The organism is Mesorhizobium sp. WSM4989 (assembly GCF_029625795.1).
Classification (GTDB): Bacteria; Pseudomonadota; Alphaproteobacteria; order Rhizobiales; family Rhizobiaceae; genus Mesorhizobium.
This window is the reverse complement of record NZ_JARTVN010000001.1, coordinates 717,233-737,317: the sequence shown is the minus strand read 5'-3', so window position 1 is coordinate 737,317 and position 20,085 is coordinate 717,233. Positions and strand designations below refer to the sequence as shown.

General features: G+C 62.6%; 17 protein-coding genes. 5 read left to right on the top strand and 12 right to left on the bottom strand.

Going from position 1 to position 20,085, the window contains the following annotated elements; translation table 11 throughout:
• Positions 1-111: 111 nt before the first annotated feature.
• Positions 112-453 (bottom strand): DUF2147 domain-containing protein, encoded by a 342-nt coding sequence (locus tag P9217_RS03765; protein WP_066997546.1) that lies wholly within the window; start codon positions 451-453, stop codon positions 112-114.
• A gap of 435 nt (positions 454-888) precedes the next feature.
• On the opposite strand from P9217_RS03765, the gene P9217_RS03760 reads away from it, so the two are divergent.
• Positions 889-1,155, top strand: a complete 267-nt coding sequence (locus P9217_RS03760) for a sel1 repeat family protein (protein ID WP_066997543.1) — start codon at positions 889-891, stop codon at positions 1,153-1,155.
• 375 nt (positions 1,156-1,530) lie between these two features.
• On the top strand, positions 1,531-2,652 hold the full coding sequence (locus P9217_RS03755) for an ABC transporter substrate-binding protein (protein ID WP_067321025.1): 1,122 nt from the start codon (positions 1,531-1,533) through the stop codon (positions 2,650-2,652).
• Between the two features lie 162 nt (positions 2,653-2,814).
• Here the strand turns inward: P9217_RS03755 and P9217_RS03750 are convergent, their stop codons facing one another.
• From P9217_RS03750 to P9217_RS03735, 4 genes are all read right to left on the bottom strand, one after another.
• Positions 2,815-4,776 (bottom strand): acetyl/propionyl/methylcrotonyl-CoA carboxylase subunit alpha, encoded by a 1,962-nt coding sequence (locus P9217_RS03750; RefSeq protein ID WP_278086624.1) that lies wholly within the window; start codon positions 4,774-4,776, stop codon positions 2,815-2,817.
• A 49-nt stretch (positions 4,777-4,825) separates the two neighbouring features.
• A complete protein-coding gene (locus P9217_RS03745) occupies positions 4,826-5,200 on the bottom strand; it encodes a hypothetical protein (protein WP_067321032.1) in 375 nt (124 codons plus the stop codon).
• Positions 5,201-5,320: 120 nt separating this feature from the next.
• Positions 5,321-5,848, bottom strand: a complete 528-nt coding sequence (locus P9217_RS03740) for an O-acetyl-ADP-ribose deacetylase (protein ID WP_278086625.1) — start codon at positions 5,846-5,848, stop codon at positions 5,321-5,323.
• Positions 5,849-5,850: 2 nt separating this feature from the next.
• Positions 5,851-7,458 carry a carboxyl transferase domain-containing protein gene (locus tag P9217_RS03735; RefSeq protein ID WP_278086626.1) on the bottom strand — a complete coding sequence of 536 codons (1,608 nt, stop codon included), beginning with the start codon at positions 7,456-7,458 and terminating at the stop codon, positions 5,851-5,853.
• Between the two features lie 244 nt (positions 7,459-7,702).
• Here P9217_RS03735 and P9217_RS03730 point away from each other — a divergent pair, with 244 nt between their 5' ends.
• The gene (locus P9217_RS03730) at positions 7,703-8,095 is read left to right on the top strand and encodes a hypothetical protein (protein WP_278086627.1); all 393 of its coding nucleotides are present in this window, start codon (positions 7,703-7,705) and stop codon (positions 8,093-8,095) included.
• A gap of 17 nt (positions 8,096-8,112) precedes the next feature.
• Here P9217_RS03730 and P9217_RS03725 read toward each other — a convergent pair whose 3' ends face one another.
• The 7 genes from P9217_RS03725 to P9217_RS03695 all read right to left on the bottom strand — a co-directional run bounded on the left by P9217_RS03725 (position 8,113) and on the right by P9217_RS03695 (position 16,181).
• Positions 8,113-9,276: an isovaleryl-CoA dehydrogenase gene (locus tag P9217_RS03725; protein WP_278086628.1), complete on the bottom strand. Its 1,164-nt coding sequence runs from the start codon at positions 9,274-9,276 to the stop codon at positions 8,113-8,115.
• A 57-nt stretch (positions 9,277-9,333) separates the two neighbouring features.
• Positions 9,334-9,984 carry a TetR/AcrR family transcriptional regulator gene (locus P9217_RS03720; protein WP_278086629.1) on the bottom strand — a complete coding sequence of 217 codons (651 nt, stop codon included), beginning with the start codon at positions 9,982-9,984 and terminating at the stop codon, positions 9,334-9,336.
• A 136-nt stretch (positions 9,985-10,120) separates the two neighbouring features.
• On the bottom strand, positions 10,121-11,548 hold the full coding sequence (locus P9217_RS03715; protein WP_095823693.1) for an HlyD family type I secretion periplasmic adaptor subunit: 1,428 nt from the start codon (positions 11,546-11,548) through the stop codon (positions 10,121-10,123).
• A gap of 1 nt (position 11,549) precedes the next feature.
• Positions 11,550-13,259 (bottom strand): type I secretion system permease/ATPase, encoded by a 1,710-nt coding sequence (locus P9217_RS03710; protein ID WP_278086957.1) that lies wholly within the window; start codon positions 13,257-13,259, stop codon positions 11,550-11,552.
• A 102-nt stretch (positions 13,260-13,361) separates the two neighbouring features.
• Positions 13,362-14,498: a CAP domain-containing protein gene (locus P9217_RS03705; protein ID WP_278086630.1), complete on the bottom strand. Its 1,137-nt coding sequence runs from the start codon at positions 14,496-14,498 to the stop codon at positions 13,362-13,364.
• 213 nt (positions 14,499-14,711) lie between these two features.
• Complete coding sequence (locus P9217_RS03700) at positions 14,712-14,996, bottom strand: acylphosphatase (protein ID WP_067321058.1); 285 nt, start codon at positions 14,994-14,996, stop codon at positions 14,712-14,714.
• Between the two features lie 72 nt (positions 14,997-15,068).
• On the bottom strand, positions 15,069-16,181 hold the full coding sequence (locus tag P9217_RS03695) for a pyridoxal phosphate-dependent aminotransferase (protein ID WP_278086631.1): 1,113 nt from the start codon (positions 16,179-16,181) through the stop codon (positions 15,069-15,071).
• A gap of 130 nt (positions 16,182-16,311) precedes the next feature.
• Between P9217_RS03695 and P9217_RS03690 the strand changes: the two genes are divergently transcribed.
• Together P9217_RS03690 and P9217_RS03685 are read left to right on the top strand one after the other, a co-directional pair.
• Positions 16,312-17,979, top strand: a complete 1,668-nt coding sequence (locus tag P9217_RS03690) for a sulfotransferase (protein WP_127324046.1) — start codon at positions 16,312-16,314, stop codon at positions 17,977-17,979.
• A gap of 328 nt (positions 17,980-18,307) precedes the next feature.
• Positions 18,308-19,981, top strand: a complete 1,674-nt coding sequence (locus P9217_RS03685) for a sulfotransferase (RefSeq protein ID WP_278086632.1) — start codon at positions 18,308-18,310, stop codon at positions 19,979-19,981.
• Positions 19,982-20,085 lie beyond the last annotated feature (104 nt).

The window sequence follows — 20,085 nt, the reverse complement described above, 5'->3', positions numbered from 1 at the left end:
TGACCCGGCCAAGGCCTGCGAAATGCCTTGTCCAGCGTTGCGCTCAGAAACGGCGCTCAAAAAGAAAACGGGGCGCCGGGCCCCGTTTTTGTATCGTCATCCGTTCGACTGTCAGAGCTTGTGCCAGGTCTGGGTCTTGCAGATCAGTCCGCCCAGAACGCAGCCGCTCATCTTTAGCGAGGTGCCGGAAAGCGTCGCCTTGCCGGAATAGGTCTTGTCGGTTTCGGGGTCCGTTATGGTGCCGGTGTACTTGTTGTCGCCGGCCGCCTTGAAGGAGCCGATCGTCTTGCCGGCATATTTGCCGGACTTGAGCGTGATGGAAAACGCCCCGCCGCCGGCGATCGCCGCCGTCGATCCGGCCTGCGTCTTCCAATTGCCCTCGATCGGGTCGGCCGACGCGGCGCCTGCCATCATCAAGGTGGCCGCCAGGGCCAGGCTGACTTTTCGAAACATGCTTGTCCTCCCTTTAGGGTTCCGGCGGGCCTCGTTCCGCCTCTCTGTCCCTTACGCAAACGTAAAGCTAATCCAGCCATCGCCAAAACGAAAGCGGTGCCGCGACGGAAGCTTGTAAGGATTTCGGCCGCGTCGGTCGCTGGAAATGAACGGATGGCGAAAAAGGCTTCGGTTTCCGTGGTTAGCGAAGTCTTGATTCCCGCGCCTCAAATTTTCGACGAATTTGGCGCAGATCGGCTGAATTGCTGGATTCCTATGCTTAACGGTTCTTCGCGTTTACCTCTTGTTTTAGCTTTGTTTTCTTCAAATTAAGCAAGCCATTTAACGACGGATTCAAGGCGAGCCGTCATCCTCGAAAGCATCGAAAGAGCGGCCCGCCCAGGGGAATTCCAGGGACAGAAGGAGGCAGCTCTCGGGAGCAGACAGGGGATTGAAATGGCACGCTTTGAAATGCTTGAAGCCGGCTTCGGCGCCATGGGGGCAACTGCCCAGGCCGACATTCTTTTCGAACTGGGCATGATGTATGCGACCGGCCGCGATTGCGAGACCGACGTCATTGCCGCCCACAAATGGTTCAACATCGCCGCGATCAAGGGATCGCTCCGCGCCGCCGAGCTGCGCTCGGAATTGTCGGCATCGATGTCGAAGGCCGAGATCGCCAAGGCGCTGCGCGAAGCGCGCGAATGGATGACGATGCACTGATCTTGCGGGGTAAGGGCCGGAAGCTCTTAAGGGACAAGGCCGCAGAAGGCCGGTTAACCAGACCAAGAACGCGGCAGGTCAACGAACTCAAGCCGTGCGACAATACAGGGAAGCGAGCGGGTTCAGGTGCGCGGGGCGCCGGGAAGCTCGACTGCAAAAGCCGCGACCGGCCGGGACAAGGCCGGCGCGGCTTTTGCATTTGCGCAGTCTCCGGCTGTATGGGAACGGCGGCTTGGCCCAAGAACTCCCCGTCGGAATGAACCAAATCCCGATACATTGTGCTCTCGACAGTTCCGGCGAAGGGTGAAATTGTCCCGGCTCTCTGGAAGAAGCGTGGCCGGAACGGCCGCGCGCAAGTGGAGGAGTTCTATTGTCATGAAAAGATTGGGTATTTTGAGCGCGGCCGCATTGGGCCTGACGATGAGCGCATCGGTTGCCTTCGCCGACGACATCACGATTTCGGTGGTCGGCCCGATGACCGGGCAGCTCGCCAACATCGGCGACCAGTTCAAGCAGGGCGCGCAGGCCGCGGCGGATGCCATCAATGCCGCCGGAGGTGTCAACGGCAACAAGATCAAGATCGACATCCAGGACGACCAATGCGATCCGAAGCAGGCCGTGTCGGTCGCCAACCGTATCGTTGCCAACGGCGTCAAGTTCGTCGACGGCCATGCCTGCTCGGGCTCGAGCATTCCCGCTTCCGCCGTCTACGCCGAAGCCGGCACCCTGATGATGAGCCCGGCCTCGTCGAATCCGGAACTGACCGACGCCGCGGCCAAGGCCGGCTGGCCGACGATCATGCGACTCTACACGCGTGACGATGCGCAGGGCGCTTTCATCGGTCCATGGATCGCCAAGAAATATGCCGGCAAGAACGTCGTCGTCCTGCACGACAAGAGCGCCTACGGTCAGGGCGTTGCCGATGCTGTCAAGGCGACCATGAATGCCGGCGGCCTCAAGGAGGTCGACTATGAAGGCATCAATGCCGGCGAGAAGGACTATTCGGCTTTGGTCACCAAGCTGAAAGAGCTCAAGGCCGACGTCGTCTATTTCGGCGGCTACCATCCGGAGGCCGGCTTGATCCTGCGCCAGGCAGCGGAGCAGAACGTCAAGTTCCAGCTGATCATGCCGGACTCGATCGCCTCGCCGGAATTCTGGCAGATCGCCGGCCCGGCCGGTGAAGGCACAATGTTCGTCTTCCCCTCGGATCCGCAGTCGAAGCCGGAAGCGAAGGAGGCCGTGGCCAAGATCAAGCAAGGCGGCTTCACACCGGAAGGTTTCACGCTGTTCTCCTATGCAGTGATCCAGGCGGTGGCCGAAGGCGTCAAGCGCGCCGGCACCGACGACCCGGCCAAGGTCGCCGAGGCGCTGAAGGACGGCAAGCCGATCAGCACCGTGGTCGGCGACGTGATCTTCGACGAGAAGGGCGACCTGAAGAACGCCAGCTACGACATCAACCAGTGGCACGACGGCAAATACGCGCCGATCAAGCCGTAATTCGTTCTGCAGATCGATTGGAAATGGCCGGGATTTGTCCCGGCCGTTTTCGTATGTGCCTTGGCACTGATTTGGAGGCCAGTTCGGCGCTCTACGGCGCCCCCCTGGAGTCCTGCCGCCCCAGCCAGTTTGTCCCGTTGCCGATCCAAGGCGACCGGCAGCTCAGCCCCGTGCGTCCTCGAACCGCACCAGCACCGTGCCGTCGCTCACTTGCGCGCCTTCGGCCGCGATCTCGGCAATCACCCCATCATGGGGTGCGGCGATCGTGTGCTCCATCTTCATCGCTTCGAGGATTAGGAGCGGCTGGCCCTTGATAACGGTATCGCCCGCTGCCGCGCGCACCAGCTTGACCAATCCCGGCATCGGCGCGCGCAGGCTGTCCGACGCGGCCGCGGCCTCATCCGCCTTGGCCAGCGGATCCGGCACCGTGAATGTATATCCGACCGCTCCTACGAACACCGTGACATGGCCCGGCCAGCGCGCGCTGCGCGGCATGCTCCTGAGGTCGTGCGCGTTGATTGCGTCATGCGGCGCCTCCAGCGCCACCTGGAAGCGGCCGTCAGGCCGCGCCGATACCCGGGCCAGGATGTTCTCCTCGCCGTAACGCAACCGGGTGCGGCGCGCCAGCGTACGGAAATGCGCATAGCCGGCGAGCGAGGACCACGGATCGGCGGCCGGACCCGCCGTGCTTGCGTCGGTCGCTGCCAGCGCCGCCGCGGCGATCGCTTCATCGCTTGGCGGGGGAACAGCGACGAGAGCATCCTGATGCCGGCCGATCAGGCCGGTGTCGATATCGCCCGCCGCGAAATCGGCGTCGGCGGCGAGTGCTGCAAGGAAGGCGGTGTTGACCGTCGAGCCGGCAACTTCGGTTCGGGCCAGCGCCTTGCGCAGCGCGCCAAGCGCGGTGGTTCTGTCCCTAGCCTGCACCACCAGCTTGGCGATCATCGGATCGTAGAAGGGCGAGATCGCATCGCCGGACCGCACGCCGGTCTCGATGCGCATGGCGGCATCCTCCGGCGGTGTGTCGGGGAATTTGAGATGATAAAGCGTGCCCGTCGCCGGCAGGAATCCCTTGGCCGCGTCCTCGGCGTAGATGCGCGCCTCGAAGGCATGTCCGGCAAGGGCGATCTCGTTCTGCGCCTTCGGCAGTTTTTCGCCGGCGGCGACACGAAGCTGCCATTCGACCAGATCGACGCCGGTGACCATCTCGGTGACGGGATGCTCGACCTGCAGCCGTGTGTTCATCTCCATGAACCAGAAGCGGTCGGCTTTGAGGGCCTCGGAAGCATCGACGATGAATTCGATCGTGCCGGCGCCCGAATAGCTGATTGCCTTGGCGGCCTTCACCGCCGCTTCCGTCATCGCCTTGCGCAGCGCCGGCGTCATGCCGGGGGCGGGCGCCTCCTCGATCACCTTCTGGTGGCGGCGCTGCGCCGAGCAGTCGCGCTCGAAAAGATGCACGACATTGCCGAAATTGTCGCCGAACACCTGGACTTCGATGTGTCGCGGCTTGTCGACATATTTTTCGACCAGAACGCGGTCGTCGCCGAAGGCAGCCTTGGCCTCGCGCCGCGCTCCGGACAGCGCCTCGGAGAAGTCGTCCGGATGGTCGACGCGCCGCATGCCCTTGCCGCCGCCGCCGGCGCGCGCCTTGATCAGCACCGGGTAGCCGATCTCGCGCGCTTTTGTGGCAAGCAGCACAATCTCCTGCGCTTCGCCGTGATAGCCGGGCACCACCGGAACGCCGGCCTTTTCCATCAACCGCTTGGCGGCATCCTTCAGCCCCATGGCGCGGATCGAGGCGGCGGACGGGCCGATGAAGATGAGGCCCGCCGCCGTCACCTGGTCGACGAAGTCGGGGTTCTCCGACAGGAAGCCGTAGCCGGGGTGGATTGCCTCGGCGCCTGTGGCAAGCGCCGCGGCAATGATCCTGTCGCCGCGCAGATAGCTGTCACCGACCGGCGAGGGGCCGATATGCACCGCCTCGTCGGCCATCTCGACATGCAGCGCTCGCACGTCGGCATCCGAATAGACGGCGACTGTTCGCACGCCGAGCTTGCGCGCGGTGCGGATGACGCGGCAAGCGATCTCGCCGCGATTGGCGATCAGGATCTTGCCGAACATGGAGCATCCCGAGTTTGCGACGGGCAGCGCCAATTCGGCAGGCGCGGGCCTACTTCGATGCGGCGATCTCGCAGGCGCCGCCCGTAGTCACCTTGTAGTGCGCGCGCGTGGCCAGGCAGGATTTCATCGCCAGCTCTTCCGCAACCTTTTGGGACGGCGCATTCAGGTGTCCACCACAGATGATGTAAGACGACATGATCCGGGCATAAGGCGTGGTCGCGTAGGCTGAATGGCCGCTCGCCGCCAGATAGGCCTTGTATGCCCTGTTGCACGGATCCTTGGGATTGCGTGGGATGTAGGGTGGAAAGCGCTTGTCCCCCTCGCTTCCAGCCAGCGACCCGGCGACGACAGCGCCGCACGAGGCGCATATAAGCATTCCTGCAAGTATCGACGCGGATGCTTTCCGCAGATATTCTCGTATCATTTTTACCCCATCCCCATGAGACAATGCAGGATGAGCAATATCGAATATTTGCCGGCGTCGCTAGATGGTCACTCAAGAATCTCGATCTCGTGAACGGGTGGAACGTCTTTGTCATAAAGTTCAGGCTCCCCCAATTGCAGCAACGGCTGAGCTGTATAGTCTGGCAGTCAGATCGTCGAAGCAGCAGAAAGTGACCGTCTTGGGGGTGTTTTCGCCTAGAAAAACAGCAACCGTGCCGACGGCTACTTCGGTAGCCTGATCTTTCGGATAGCCGTAGATGCCGGTCGAGATCGCCGGAAATGCTATCGTTCGACAGTCCTTACCGGTGGCAATCTCCAGCGAGCGCCGATAGCAGGAGGCGAGCAACTCCGCCTCGGCCTCGCCCCCGCCGTGCCAGACCGGGCCGACAGTGTGAATGACATAGCGCGCCGGCAGCCGGTAGCCTTTCGTCAGTTTGGCATCCCCGGTCCTGCAGCCGTTCAGCGTGCGGCATTCGGCGACCAGCTCCGGCCCGGCGGCGCGGTGGATAGCGCCGTCGACACCACCGCCGCCGAGCAGCGAGGAATTGGCGGCATTGACGATGGCATCGACCTTAAGCCTGGTGATGTCGCCGGTATGCACGCGGATCCTATCGCTGACGCCGCTCATCGTCACATCCTGAACACGCCGAACTTCGTTTCCTCGACCCCGGTATTGAGCGCCGCCGAGAGGCTGAGCGCCAGCACCTCGCGCGTCCTGGCCGGATCGATGATGCCGTCGTCCCAAAGCCTTGCCGAAGAATAGAGCGGGTGACCCTCATGCTCGTATTTCATCAGGATCGGCTTCCTGAATTTCGCTTCCTCTTCGGCGCTCCACTCACCGCCCTTGCGCTCGATGCCCTCGCGCTTGACCATGGCGAGCACCGTCGCCGCCTGCTCGCCGCCCATCACCGAAATGCGCGCATTCGGCCACATCCACAGGAAGCGGGGCGAATAGGCGCGGCCGCACATGCCGTAATTGCCGGCGCCGAACGAACCGCCGATGATCACCGTAAGCTTCGGCACGCGTGCCGTGGCGACCGCCGTGACCAGCTTGGCGCCGTCCTTGGCGATGCCGCCGGCCTCATACTTTCGCCCGACCATGAAGCCGGTGATGTTCTGCAGGAAGATCAGCGGAATGCCGCGCTGGCAGCAGAGCTCGATGAAATGCGCGCCCTTCAGCGCGCTTTCCGAGAACAGCACCCCATTGTTGCCGAGGATGCCGACCGGCATGCCGTGCAGATGCGCAAAACCGGTGACCAAGGTGGTGCCGTAATTCTGCTTGAACTCGTCGAACTCGGAACTGTCGACCAGACGCGCGATCACCTCGCGAACGTCATAGGGCTGGCGCAAATCAGTCGGCACGATGCCGTAGAGTTCATGCGGATCGTGAAGCGGTGATACTGGTTTCTGTAAGTTCAGGCTTACGGCCTTGTTCCGATTCAGGTTCTTGACGATGCGTCGGCAAATGGCCAGCGCGTGCTCGTCATCCATGGCATAGTGGTCGGCGACGCCGGAAAGCCTGGTGTGGACCTCGGCGCCGCCGAGCTCCTCGGCGCTGACGTCCTCGCCGGTGGCAGCCTTCACCAGCGGCGGGCCGCCAAGAAAAATGGTCGCCTGGTTGCGCACCATGATCGTTTCGTCCGACATCGCCGGCACATAGGCCCCGCCCGCCGTGCAGGAGCCCATGACGCAAGCGATCTGCGGGATGCCGGCTGCCGACATGTTGGCCTGGTTGTAGAAGATGCGGCCGAAATGCTCACGGTCGGGGAAGACCTCGTCCTGGTTGGGCAGGTTGGCGCCGCCGCTGTCGACCAGGTAGACGCAAGGCAGCTTGTTCTGCAGCGCGATCTCCTGCGCGCGCAGATGCTTCTTCACCGTCACCGGATAATAGGTGCCGCCTTTCACCGTCGCGTCGTTGACGACGACCATCACCTCCCGGCCTTCGACACGGCCGATGCCGGTGATGATGCCGGCCGACGGAATATCCTCGCCATACATCGACCATGCCGCGAACTGGCCGACCTCGAGAAAAGGCGAGCCGGTGTCGAGCAGTTGCGCCAATCTTTCGCGCGGCAGCAGCTTGCCGCGGCTTTGGTGGCGCTCGCGCGCCTCGTCCGAGCCGCCGCGCTCGATGCCCGCCGCCTTCTCGGCGATATCGTCGACCAGCGCCCGCATGCGCTCGGCATTGGCGCGGAAGCTTTCCGAGGAGGGGGAGATTTGGGTTTGGAGTGTGGCCACGTTATTCCTCACACCTCTTGATGCCGCAACGCAACCAGTGTAACAGCCCGCACCCGGATGCTGCGTGCGCAGCGCGGCATCTTTTGTACGAATGACACCTCAGGAGGCGACGATGAAAGGCATCGATATGCGTTTCACCAAATGTCTCCCCTCGGCCATGGCCTGACGCCGCCGAAGGGCGGCTTTCCACGTCCCGGATTTGAGCAAAAGGAACACGGCGCCTGCAAGCGCTGTGGGTGTCACTATGTATGTGCGGTTTGTAACGCCGCTGATCCATCCGAAGAGCCGGGTAGAGAGCGGCTTTTTCCATGCGTCCTGGTACTTGTACCGGAATGGCTGCCCGGACTGGATCCATGGCGAACTGGAGGATCAGTTCGCCTGGTTCAATCGGCATTTGCCCATTCCTGGCCGGGTTGGGCGGCATTTCAAGCGCCGTGAGCCGATTTGGGGCGTCTGCTGGTTCCACCCGAACGCCAAGGAAGCCATCAGCCGTGCGCGCTATTGCGCCTGGCTGATCGAGGAGGGCGGCTTGCCTGTGCGCTCGATCACGTCCCGGCGCCAGCGTGAGGTTCTGTGGCGCGATGAGCATCAGATCGTCGCCAAGCCGACCGACGACCTGCCTAAGGGGTTCGGCTGAGGTGACGGAGGGAGACATCACACTCCCTCCGCCATGATCTCGCGGCCGATCAGCCAGCGGCGGATCTCGCTGGTGCCGGCGCCGATCTCGTAGAGCTTGGCGTCGCGCAGAAGCCGCCCGGTCGGATAATCGTTGATATAGCCGTTGCCGCCGAGCAGCTGGATGGCATCGAGCGCCATCTGCGTCGCCTTTTCGGCCGCGAAGAGCACGCAGCCGGCGGCGTCCTTGCGCGTGGTCTCGCCGCGGTCGCAGGCACCGGCCACGGCGTAGACATAGGCGCGCGCCGCGTTCATCGTCGAATACATGTCGGCAAGCTTGCCCTGCACCAGCTGAAAACTGCCGATCGGCTGGCCGAACTGCTTGCGCTCATGCACGTAAGGCACCGCCACGTCGAGGCAGGCCGCCATCAGCCCGATCGGCCCGCCGGAGAGCACGGCGCGCTCATAGTCGAGGCCCGACATCAGCACCTCGACGCCGCGCCCTTCCTCATGCAGCACATTCTCGAACGGCACCTCGACATTCTCGAAGACGAGCTCGCCGGTGTTCGAGCCGCGCATGCCGAGCTTGTCCAGTTTTTGGGCCACCGAAAACCCGGCAAAGGTTTTTTCGATGATGAAGGCGGTGATGCCGCGCGAATTGCGCTCCGGATCGGTCTTGGCATAGACCACCAAGGTCTCGGCATCGGGTCCGTTGGTGATCCACATTTTCGAACCGTTGAGCACATAGCGGTCGTTGCGCTTTTCGGCGCGCAGCCGCAGCGACACGACGTCCGAGCCTGATCCGGATTCCGACATGGCCAGCGCGCCGACCTTTTCGCCCGAGCAGAGCGCAGGGAGGTATTTCTCCTTCTGTGCCGGCGTTGCCCAGCGGTTGATCTGGTTGACGCAGAGATTGGAATGCGCGCCGTAGGAGAGGCCGACCGAGGCGGATGCGCGGGAAATCTCCTCCATCGCCACGACATGCGCGAGATAGCCCATACCGCTGCCGCCGAACTCGGGATCGGCGGTGATGCCGAGCAGGCCGAGCGCGCCGAGCTCCCCCCACAGATGTGCCGGGAATTCGTTGGAGCGGTCGATATCGGCCGCGATCGGCGCGAGCCTGTCTTGTGCGAAGCGCCTTACGGTATCGCGCAACGCCTCGATGTCGGCATCAAGCCCGAAGTTCAGCGTATTCGTGTACATGGCGTTCCTCCCGGCGCATGACCCCGAAATCGACTTCGATAAGGATAATGCGCGAAATCAAAGTGCCGCGGCCTCCTTTGCGCGTCGGACGGGACGCGTTGCGCTGCCGGCGCCGATCTTCGCGCCGACGAGCCGCCTTGTCATCGAAAGATATGTCTCCGTGACTTCAGAGATCGACAGCCGCTCGCCCGGACGGAACCAGACGATGACGCCGGTCATCATCTGGATCAGCGCCATGGCGGTCAGGCCGACATCGTCGATCTCGAAGATGCCGGCGTCGGCGCCGTCGCGCAGGATCGCGCGCAATTCCTTCTCATAGGCCGTGCGCATCTTGAGGATCTGCGTCAGCCGCTCATGCGAGAGGCTGCGCAATTCCATGTTGGAGACATGGGTGGCGCGGCGCCGCTCGATATGGAAGGCAATGTGGTTCTCGACATAGGCGGCGAGCCGCGCCGCCGGATCGGCCGCTGCCGGGCGCGCGTCATCCCAGGCCTTGAGCAGGCCTTCCATATGCTCGCGCATCAGCGTGAACAGCAGATCCTCCTTGGTGGGAAAATAGCGATAGAGCGCGGCGGCCTGCACGCCGACTTCGGTCGCCAGCTGGCGCATCGACATCGCCTCATAGCCGAGCCGCGCGATCAGGCCGACCGCCGCCTCGCGAACGGCCGCCTCGGTTTTTTCGCCATCTGAACCCGTGGTGCGTGCCATGTTTGCCTCTGCGAAGCAGATAATAAAACGAACGTTCAATTAATTCAAGCGGGCAAGCGAAGGTGTTCAGGCCGAAGGGCAATGGCCTGCAATCGGTCTGACGCAAGCCTCGGCTGGATCTGTAGAGCGGAGCGACTTAGTCGCCGCGGAAAGCGCGGCTCGCCTGATCGGTCAGGGGCTTAAGCAGATAGGAAAGCACCGTGCGGTCGCCGGTTCTCAGGAACACCTCCGCCGGCATTCCCGGCTTCAGTTCCAGCGATCCCGCCTGTTTGAGGCTGCTTTGCGTCAGCACGATGCGCACCGCGTAATAGGCGACCCCGGCTTTCTGGTCCTCGATGAGGTCGGGCGAGATACGGTCAACCTGGCCCTCGACTTCCGGCGTGATCTGCTGGCTGAAGGCCGAAAGGCGAAGCGTGGCGTTCTGTCCGATGCGCACCTGGTCGATGTCCTGCGGCGCGACGCGCGCCTCGACCACCAGCGCGTCGGCGCTCGGCACGATCTGCATGATCGCCTCGCCGGGCGCGATCACGCCGCCGATCGTGTGCACGGCCAGCTGATGCACCCGGCCCGATTGCGGGGCGCGGATATCGATCTGCTTCAGCGTTTGCTCGGCCGCGATCTGACGCTCGCGCAGTTCGCTCATCTTGCCGTCGATCTCCCTCAGTTCGCCCGCCACTTCGCTGCGCAGGTCCTGATCGATCTGGATGATCGCCAGTTCCATCTCGCTGATGCGCCCGCGCGTCTGCGCCGCGGCGGCGATCAACTGCCCGTTTTCGCCGTCGAGCCTTGCCTCGGCGCGTTCGCGATCGGCCAGACGCGAGATCGGCACCAGCTTCTTTTTCCAGAGGTCCCGCATGCCCTCGAGCTCGATCTTGGTAAGGGATATCTCCTGCTGCTTGCTCCTGAGCTGGGCCTCGATACCCGCGATCTCCTGACGGAACTGCACGATGCGCTCGCGTAGCTGTGAAATCTTGCCCTCGCGCGCCTGCCGCCGCAGCGCGAACAGCCTGTTCTCGCCGTCGATGAGATGACCGATCTGAGGGGCATGCGCGTTTCCCGACAGCTGCTCGGGATAGAGCACCGCCTGGGCGCCGTCGCGTTCGGCAATCAGCCGGGCGCGGCGGGCAGAGAGCTCGTCGAGACCGTTGTCGACGATGGCGAGATTGGCACGCGCCACCGTGTCGTCCAGCCGCACCAGGACGTCGCCCGCCTCGACCGTGCTGCCGTTCTGCACGTTGAGAGCGCCGACGACGCCGCCTTGCGGATGCTGGACGGACTTCACGTTCGAGCCGACGACCAGATGGCCGCCTGCGACCACGGCTCCGGCAAGACTGCTTGATGCCGCCCAAAGGCCGAGCCCGCCGACAAGCAGCGCCGCTGCGATCGCTCCCGCCCGGACGTTCCTGCGAATGGCCTGACGCAAGCGCTGCTGCTGGGGCGAAGCACCTTCGATCGGCTTCGAACCGCGGTCGAGCAGCGCGATCGCGCGCGCCCTGGCGGACAATGCGATGTCGCGCACCACGCGCAACGCATCGGCTTTGAAATAGGGAGTTGCCGACCTCATCTCAGCCCGCCGATCCGACCGCATGCAGCGGTTTCGTCACCGGCTGCAAAGCCTGCCGTGCGATCTCGCTCTTCAGCCCGAATGCCTGCTGTCTGCCGCCATTCAGCACCAGCAAGTGGTCGAGCGCGGCGAGGGCGCTGGGACGATGCGCGACCACGATGACGATGCCGCCGCGCGCTTTGATGCCTTCGATGGCACGCGTCAGCGCTTGGTCGCCCGCGGCATCGAGGTTGGAATTCGGCTCGTCGAGCACGACGAGGAACGGATTGCCGAACAGCGCGCGCGCCAGGCCTACACGCTGACGCTGTCCGGCGGAAAGTGCCGCGCCGCTCTCGCCGATCTCGGTTTGATAGCCTTCGGGCAGGCGGAGGATCATGTCGTGCACGCCGGCAGCCTGGGAGGCCTCGATGATCGCCTCCGGCATGGCGTTCTCGTCGAAGCGGCTGATGTTCTGGGCGACCGTACCGGCGAACAATTCGACATCCTGCGGCAGATAGCCGATATGGCGGCCAAGCGCCTGCGCCGGCCACTGCTCGATTGCAGCGCCGTCGAGACGGATCTTGCCGCGCATCGTGGGCCATACGCCGACGAGCGCGCGCACGAGCGAGGATTTTCCGGAGCCGCTCGGGCCGATCAGGCCCATGCCGGAGCCGGCGTCGAGCGAAAAGTCGATATCCTCCAGCAGGATGCGCCGTCCACCAGGCGCCGTCACCCCGACGGTTTCCACAGCGAGTGTCGCGTTTGGCGCCGGAAGCTCCATGCCGCCATCGTCGACCGGAAAGGCGGCAAACAGATCGACCAGCCTCTGCCAGCTCTGGCGCGTGCTGAGGAAGTGCTTCCAATACGCGGTGGCGAGCTCGATCGGCGCCAGCGCCCGCGATGTCAGGATTGAACTGGCGATGATGATGCCGGGCGTGGCCTGCTGGTAAATGACCAGATAGGCGCCGAGCGCCAGGACCATCGACTGCAGCATCATGCGCATGATGCGCGAAGCCGCACCCAATCCGCTCGTCAGGTCGCTCGCCTGCGCCTGCGCCTCGCGGAAGGCGTTGTTTGCTTGGCTCCAGCGCCCGGCCAGCCTCTCGCCCATGCCCATGGCGGCCAGCACTTCGGCGTTGCGGGCGCTCGCCTGCGCGATCGCGCCGCGCCTTGTGCCGAAGCCCGACATTGCCTTGGTCGGGGCGCGGACCAGGCGATCGGTGAGCCCCGTCAGCGCGATCAGCAGCAGCGCGCCGATGAGCGCCGCGACGCCGATCCAGGGATGGAAAAGAAAGCAGATCACAACATAGAGCGGCATCCATGGCAGATCGAACAGCGCACCCGGGCCGGGGCTGGAAAGGAAGCCGCTGACCTGGTCGAGATCGCGTAGCGCCTGCAGGCCTTCGCCGCGATCAGGCGTTCTGAGCGGCAGCCGCACGAGGCAGTTGAAGACGCGGCCGGCGATGAGCTCGTCGATGCCGGCGCCGATGCGTGTCAGCACGCGCGCACGGATCGCTTCGAGGACGCCCTGGAAGGCATAAAGCACGGCGACCAGAATGATCAGCGCCACCAGCGTCGGCACGCTGCGGCTAGGCAGAACGCGGTCATAGACCTGCAGCATGAACAGCGAACCGGACAGCATCAGCACGTTGATGAGGCCGCTGAGGCCGGCGACGGCCGCATACGGGCCGCGGAAGGAGGCGAGCGCCTTGCGAAGCTCGGAAGGTTTCAGGTCAGCTAAAGGCGAGCGTGTCAGATGGTTACCCCCGAAAAAACCGCGCCCGGCTTGAGGCGGGTTGGCGGGCCGCGATCGAGGCGCGGCCCGCGGTCAAGATCAGCCGACGAGTGCCGTCGTTTGATGGTCGGAATGGCCGGCAATCTGCGCCAGGATCTTGGTGATCGCGGACTGCGCCGCATCGGCCGCGTTGGCAAAGACCGGATTGTCGGCCGGCAGGTGGTCGTGCAGCCCCGCTGCCGCCCGTTCCACAGCCTGCTGGACATGGTCCGACGGATCCGGCGCGTTGTCCGGATTGGCGTGCGAGGCGTGACGGAACAAGAATTGGTCGCCGTCCAAGGCCACCGCATCATGCTTGGGCGCGTCGGTGGAGTCGGTGAGACCAGGCGTGCCCCGGTCGCCAATAGGATGCTTACCGAAGAAGTCGGCGAGCCAATTTTTGGTGCCGTTGCCCGTGTTCGATCCGCTGGTCTGCGCGGCCGGGGTGTGGCTTGAATCGGATCCTGAATCTTCTGCCGATGCCGTCGCCGCGAGCGTGCCCGATTTCATTGCCGGGTCGATCAGGTCGCGCTTGACGTTCTTGGTGCCGATTGTCGCCGTCTGCGTCGAAGTGGCGATATTGGCACCCGAAAAAGTGACGCTATAGGTGCCGGGCTTCAGCGCTAGATCATAGCCGCCGGCGGCCGAGGTCGTGGTCTTGAAGGTCTGGCCGGCTGAGTTTCTGGCGGTCACCGTGATGGTGCCCAGCCCTTCGCCCGGATCGTAGAAACGGTCGCCGTCCTTGTCGTCGAAAGCGACGCCGGTGAGGAAGAGATCCGTGCCGCTCTTGGCGAAATCCTCGGTGACGAAGGCGCTGCTGCGGCCCTTGTAGTCGCCGACCTCGAAGGCGAGCCCAACTTCACGGAAGTTGGAATTGAGGGTGTTGGCCCGGTGCCCGGGAGAATTCATCAGATTGGTGTGGAGAAGCTTGACCTCGTCGACATAGCCGGTCGGCGCGCGGGTCGTTGCCCAGGCGATGTTCTCGCCCGTGGCCCATGAGCCGCTCAGCGTATAGCCGGCATTCGTCATGCGCGTCGTCGGCGACGAACCTCCGGAACCGGTGTGGGAGAATGTGTCGGTGGCCAGCATCCACTTGTCGTGGCCCTCGGCGGCTTCGCTGAGATCGTTGTCGAAGGCCAGGGGCTGGGCGCCGGTCTTGGCGCGCTCAGCATTGATGAGCTCGAGCAGATACTGCACTGTGCTGCGGCATCGGATATCCCCGTTGATACTGTTTGGTGAGCCCCCTGATCTCCGTCACCCGCCTTTCCGGCTATGGAGCAAATATGTTCATCATGCGGCGCTAAAGTAACAAATCGGAATATACGCACATATATCGTGTGCGTATCGCACCAGAAGCAATGTCGGACGGTTTGCCGATCGGTGGATGGAAGCTGATTTCGGCGGACTTGCCTAGGCGATGATCCTGAAGTCGATAGGTGCACTATCGTCCGTGCGTTCTTCGACCTCGACCCTGATGACCGTCGCGCCCCTAGGCCCCCGCCACAGCCGATCGACCATCGAGTCGATCGCTGCGTCGGCGCCGGCGATGAGCGCCGTGACCGAACCGTCGTGCTCGTTTCGCACCCAGCCCGTCAGTCCGAGGCGCACGGCTTCGTCCCGCGCCCAAACCCGGTAGCTGACCCCTTGCACCTTGCCGGAGATGCGCGCCCGAACGGTTCTCTTCTGCTCGACCATGCTCGTCTCCGCCTTCGAAGCCTTACGGAATCCGGCTCGGCGCCGCGCAAACGCAACGGCTGTGGATCGCCGTTAGTTCCCCCGCGCCGTCGCCAGCGCGCCAGGCAATTCCTCGGCGAAGATGTCGAGCTCATGGTCGAGGCCGACGCTGACCCGGATGCAGCGGTCGAGCCGCGGCGCCATCGGCTTGCGGATGAAGACGTCGCGCGAGAGCAGCGCCTGCATCACCTTCAGCGCGAAGGCGCCGTCGCGGCCGCAGTCTATGGTGACGAAATTGGTCGCCGAGGGCAGCGGCTTCAGCCCGTTTTCCTCGGCGATGGCCGCAATGCGCCGGCGCCCCGCGGCCACGCGCGCCACCACCGAATTCAGATAGTCCTGATCGGCCATCGCCTCGAGCCCGGCGATCTGCGCCATGCGGCTGACGCCGTAATGGTTGCGGATCTTTTCGAAGTCGCGGATCACTTCCCGTTCGGCCACCGCATAGCCGCAGCGGATGCCGGCAAGCCCATACGCCTTGGAGAAGGTGCGCATGCGCACGACGTTCGGCCGCGCGACGTCGATCGGCGGCAGCGCCGATGCCGGTCCGAGCTCGCCATAGGCCTCGTCCAGCACCAGCATGGTGGTTTCCGGCAGGGCCTCGATGAAGCCGACGACGTCCGGCGCCTCCCACCAGCTTCCCATCGGATTGTCCGGATTGGAGAGATAGACGAGCGGCGCTCGTTCCCGGGCGACAGCGGCAAGCAGTCCGTCGAGGTCCTCCTTGTCGTCGGCGTAGGGAACCGTCACCAGCCGGCCGCCGACGCCGGCGATGTGGAAGTTGAAGGTGGGATAGGCGCCAAGCGAGGTCACCACCGCGTCGCCCGGCGCGACATACATGCGCGCCACAAGGCCGAGCAGCCCGTCAATGCCTTCGCCGACCACCACGTTCTCGACGCCGACATTGTGATGCGCGGCCGCCGCGACCTTCAGCTCGAAATTGTCGGGGTCGCAATACATCCACTGGTCGCGCGCGACGCTCTCCATGCGGGCAATCACGCGCGGCGAGGGGCCAAAGCTGCTCTCATTGGCGCCGATGCGGGCGCGGAAAGGCCGGCCGCGCTCGCGCTCCTGCGCCTCCGGCCCGACGAACGGCACCGTGGTGGGAAGCGCGCCGACGATCGGCGTAAGGGAAGGGCGCTGGCGCATGGCAAAGGCTCGGTTGAGAAAGGTGGCTTCTTGCTAACGTGAGCGATGGAAGGACGCAAGCTGCGCCAGAACCATATCGATTGCGCGGCTCAGGCTGGATTCCGCCGCTTGTTTTTGGTAGCGAGGCACCATGAACAATCGACTGCCGCCTGCTTGGTCAAAGCACCTTAGATCCGGCCCTGCGCCGCAAACCAAGTTGCCGCAAGCCAGTTTGCTGAAAACAAATTTGCGCGCGCGAGAGAGAGCCGACGACGAGCTCCTGAAGCAAGCCTATGAACACCAGCAAGCCAAACGGCTGGAGGAGGCTCAGGACATATGCCTCCAAGTCCTTGCGCGCACGCCAAATCATCCTCTTGCTATGTACATCCTGGGGACGGTGTATGTGGGCTACGACGATGAAAAGGCTTTGCGATATTTCGCGCGAGCTGTCGGCGAGGAGCCTAAAAATCCTTACTACCATCTAAGTCTCGGCGACGTCTATGTAAAACTCAGCGAGTTTTCGTCAGCGATCAAGCACATAGAGTATGCACTGGACTTGCAGCCTGATCTTGTAGAAGCGCTTTGTTCTCTTGGCCGTGTTTATTTGGCGTTTGATAAACCAGAGATGGCATTGCCGCTCTTCGAGAAGGCGTTGAGAATCAATCGCGACCATCCGAAGGTACGCATAGGGCTTGCTAACGCGCTCAGCAGCCTCGGGCGGATGGATGAAGCCGCTACCTACCTGAAGGAAGCGATCGATCGGCGGATTGAAGTGCCAACTGCCTATAACGATCTTGTACACACCCGCAAATTCGCGGAGGAGCCCGCGGAACTCCAATCCATTCTGCGCGAACTCGACAATTCAAAGCTGGGCGGCCAGTGCGCGGGGCAACTCCATCACGCGGCCGGCAAGGTTCTGAACGACCTCAAACGCTACGAACAGGCTTTTTTTCACTTTAACAAGGCGAAAGAGGCCTTGGGTTACAGGTTCGATGTCGACCAGTACCGGCGCTGGGTCGATTCGATGATCGAGATATTCACCCCAGACCTGCTAGCCGAAAGAGCGGGCTATGGAAATTCGTCTGAAGTGCCTGTTTTTGTTGTTGGCATGCCACGTTCGGGGACCACGCTTACTGAACAAATTTGCGCCAGCCATCCGTATGCGCACGGCGCGGGCGAACTTAGCAAGCTGAGGCGAGTTGCGAACGCAACCGGCCTACTAGATCGCTCTTCGGGCGACATGGCCCAATCGATCATGTCAATCACACCCGATCTTTCAAAAATGCTGGCGGATGAACACTTGGCTTATCTACGGGAGAGGGCACCCCATGCGGCGCGCGTCATCGATAAGATGCCGCACAATTTCGAAGTGGTAGGCCTCATCTGGCTTCTCTTCCCCAACGCGCGGGTCATTCATTGCCGTCGCGACGCCATCGATAATTGTGTTTCTTGCTTCATGCTGGCCTTTAGCGAAGGTCATAGCTACAATTGCGATTTGCGCACACTTGGACTTTACTATCGCGAGTATGATCGCTTGATGCGCCATTGGAACAGAGTTTTCCCGGGTCGTATTCTCGAAAATCGTTATGAGACGCTGATTGAAAACCAGGAGGAGCAGTCGCGCCGTCTGATAAACTATCTTGGGCTATCATGGGACGATGCATGCCTTCGCTTCTTCGAGAGGGATGGTGCGGTAAACACGTACAGTCGCTGGCAGGTTCGCCAGCCGATCTACAAATCTTCGGTGAAGCGCTGGAAGAACTATGAGCGCGAAATCCAGCCCCTGATCGAAGCGTTGGGTGACTTGGCGGAGATTTGACTGCCACTGGCTAGGCTGCCCCATATCTCAATTTGGCCTCTGGCGCACCTGGGTTGACAGAGTACGACCAAAACACCTTGGGCGACCTGGCGAGCTGTAATGCGCGCCGAAATTGATGTGTCAGCGCAAATAATCTCCTCTGAAACGATGCCGCTTGCGGAAAGGGGACATCCGATCGGTGTAGAGGCAAGGTGCAGATGCGTGCCAAGGCTGGCAGTACTGTGGGCCGATCAGACGGGGATGGGTTGGGGCGCTGAATATCTATTCCGCGGACCCGCATCGCATTGTGTTTACTGGATTTCGCCCGCCCCCTTTGCTAGCCAAAGGCATGAATAACCGACTGCCACCTGCCTGGTCCAAACACCTCAAATCCGGCGTTATGCCGAAGCCCAGATGGCCCCAGGCAAGTCCGCCACAGCCGAGCCTCCAGAATTCGCTTGCCCGCGCACAGGCCGACGACGCTTTGCTGAAGAAAGCTTATGAGTGTCAACAGGCCAAACGCCTGGATGAAGCACAGGATTTATGCTTCCAGGTGCTGGCTCGAACGCCAAATCATCCGCTGGCCCTGTACATCATGGGCACCGTCTGTCTGGGTTACGATCATGAGGCGGCCTTGCGCTATTTCGCGCGTGCAGTCGGCGAGGAGCCTAGAAACCCCTACTACCATCTTAGCCTCGGCGAGGCCTATGGGAAGCTGAGTGAATTCTCAGCGGCCGTCAAACACATCCAATACGCCTTGGAAGTGCAGCCCGATCTGGTAGAGGCGCTTTGTGCCTTGGGGGGCGTCTACACCCAGTTCGATAAACCTGATCTGGCCTTGCCGCTGTATGAGCAGGCGCTGAGGATCAAGCGCGACCATCCCAAGGCGCGGATCGGAATAGCAGCCGCGCTCACAGGCCTTGGGCGCATGGATGAGGCCGCTTCCTATCTCAAGGAGGCGATCGAACGCCGCATCGACGTGGCGGCCGCCTACTACGACCTTGTGCAAACCCGAAAATTCACTGAGGAGCCCGCCGAATTCCAGTCGATCCTTCGCGAGTTGAACAGGCCGGGGCTTAAGCCGGAGGCTAAAGCGAGTCTCAACTACGCCGCCGGTAAGGTGGGGAACGACCTCAAGCGCTATGCGCAAGCCTTCGACCACTTCAGGAAGGCGAAGCAAGCGGAAGGTCACAAATTCGACATCGATCAGTACCGTCGTTTCATAGACCTGACGATTGAAACCTTCACGCCGGATTTCTTTGCGGCAAGGTCCGGTTATGGCAATTCTTCCGAAGCGCCTGTGTTCGTGGTGGGCATGCCGCGCTCGGGCACCACGCTTACCGAACAAATATGCGCCAGTCATCCCGAGGCTCACGGGGCGGGAGAGTTGAGCAAGCTAAGGCGGGTGGCGAATGCAATCGGTCTGCAAGCCTCGGCCTCCGATTTCAGCAAACCGATCTCGACAATCACCGAAGGCTTGTCGAAGACGTTGGCCCATGAACACCATTCCTATCTGCGCGAGCGCGCTCCGACGGCGCAGCGCATCATAGATAAGATGCCGCACAACTTCGAATTGATCGGCCTTCTCAGCCTTCTCTTTCCCAAGGCGCGCATCATTCACTGTCGCCGCGATGCTATCGACAACTGCGTATCGTGCTACGTCCTGCCGTTCAACTCGACGCACGGCTACAATGCGGACCTGCAGGCGCTCGGCCTCTACTATCGCGAGTACGACCGCTTGATGCGTCACTGGAACGAGGTGTTCCCAGGCCGCATCTTCGAGAATCGATATGAGACACTTGTGGAGAACCAAGAGGCGGAGTCGCGCCGGCTCATCGATTATCTCGGGCTCCCGTGGGATGATGCCTGCTTGCGCTTCTTCGATAGGGAAGGGGCGGTTACCACCCCCAGCCGTTGGCAGGTTCGTCAGCCGATCTACAAATCCTCCGTGAGGCGCTGGAAGAATTTCGAAGCCGAGATCACCCCCCTGATTGAAGCCCTGGGTGACCTGGCCGAGGTTTGAATTCGATCGCCGGGCGCAGCCGCTCCGGCGAGCCAGTTGCTCGATCCGGAGATTCTGACGGCTTGGAGTTGGGTTTAGGAATTGCGGCGACGCAAAGCCAGATC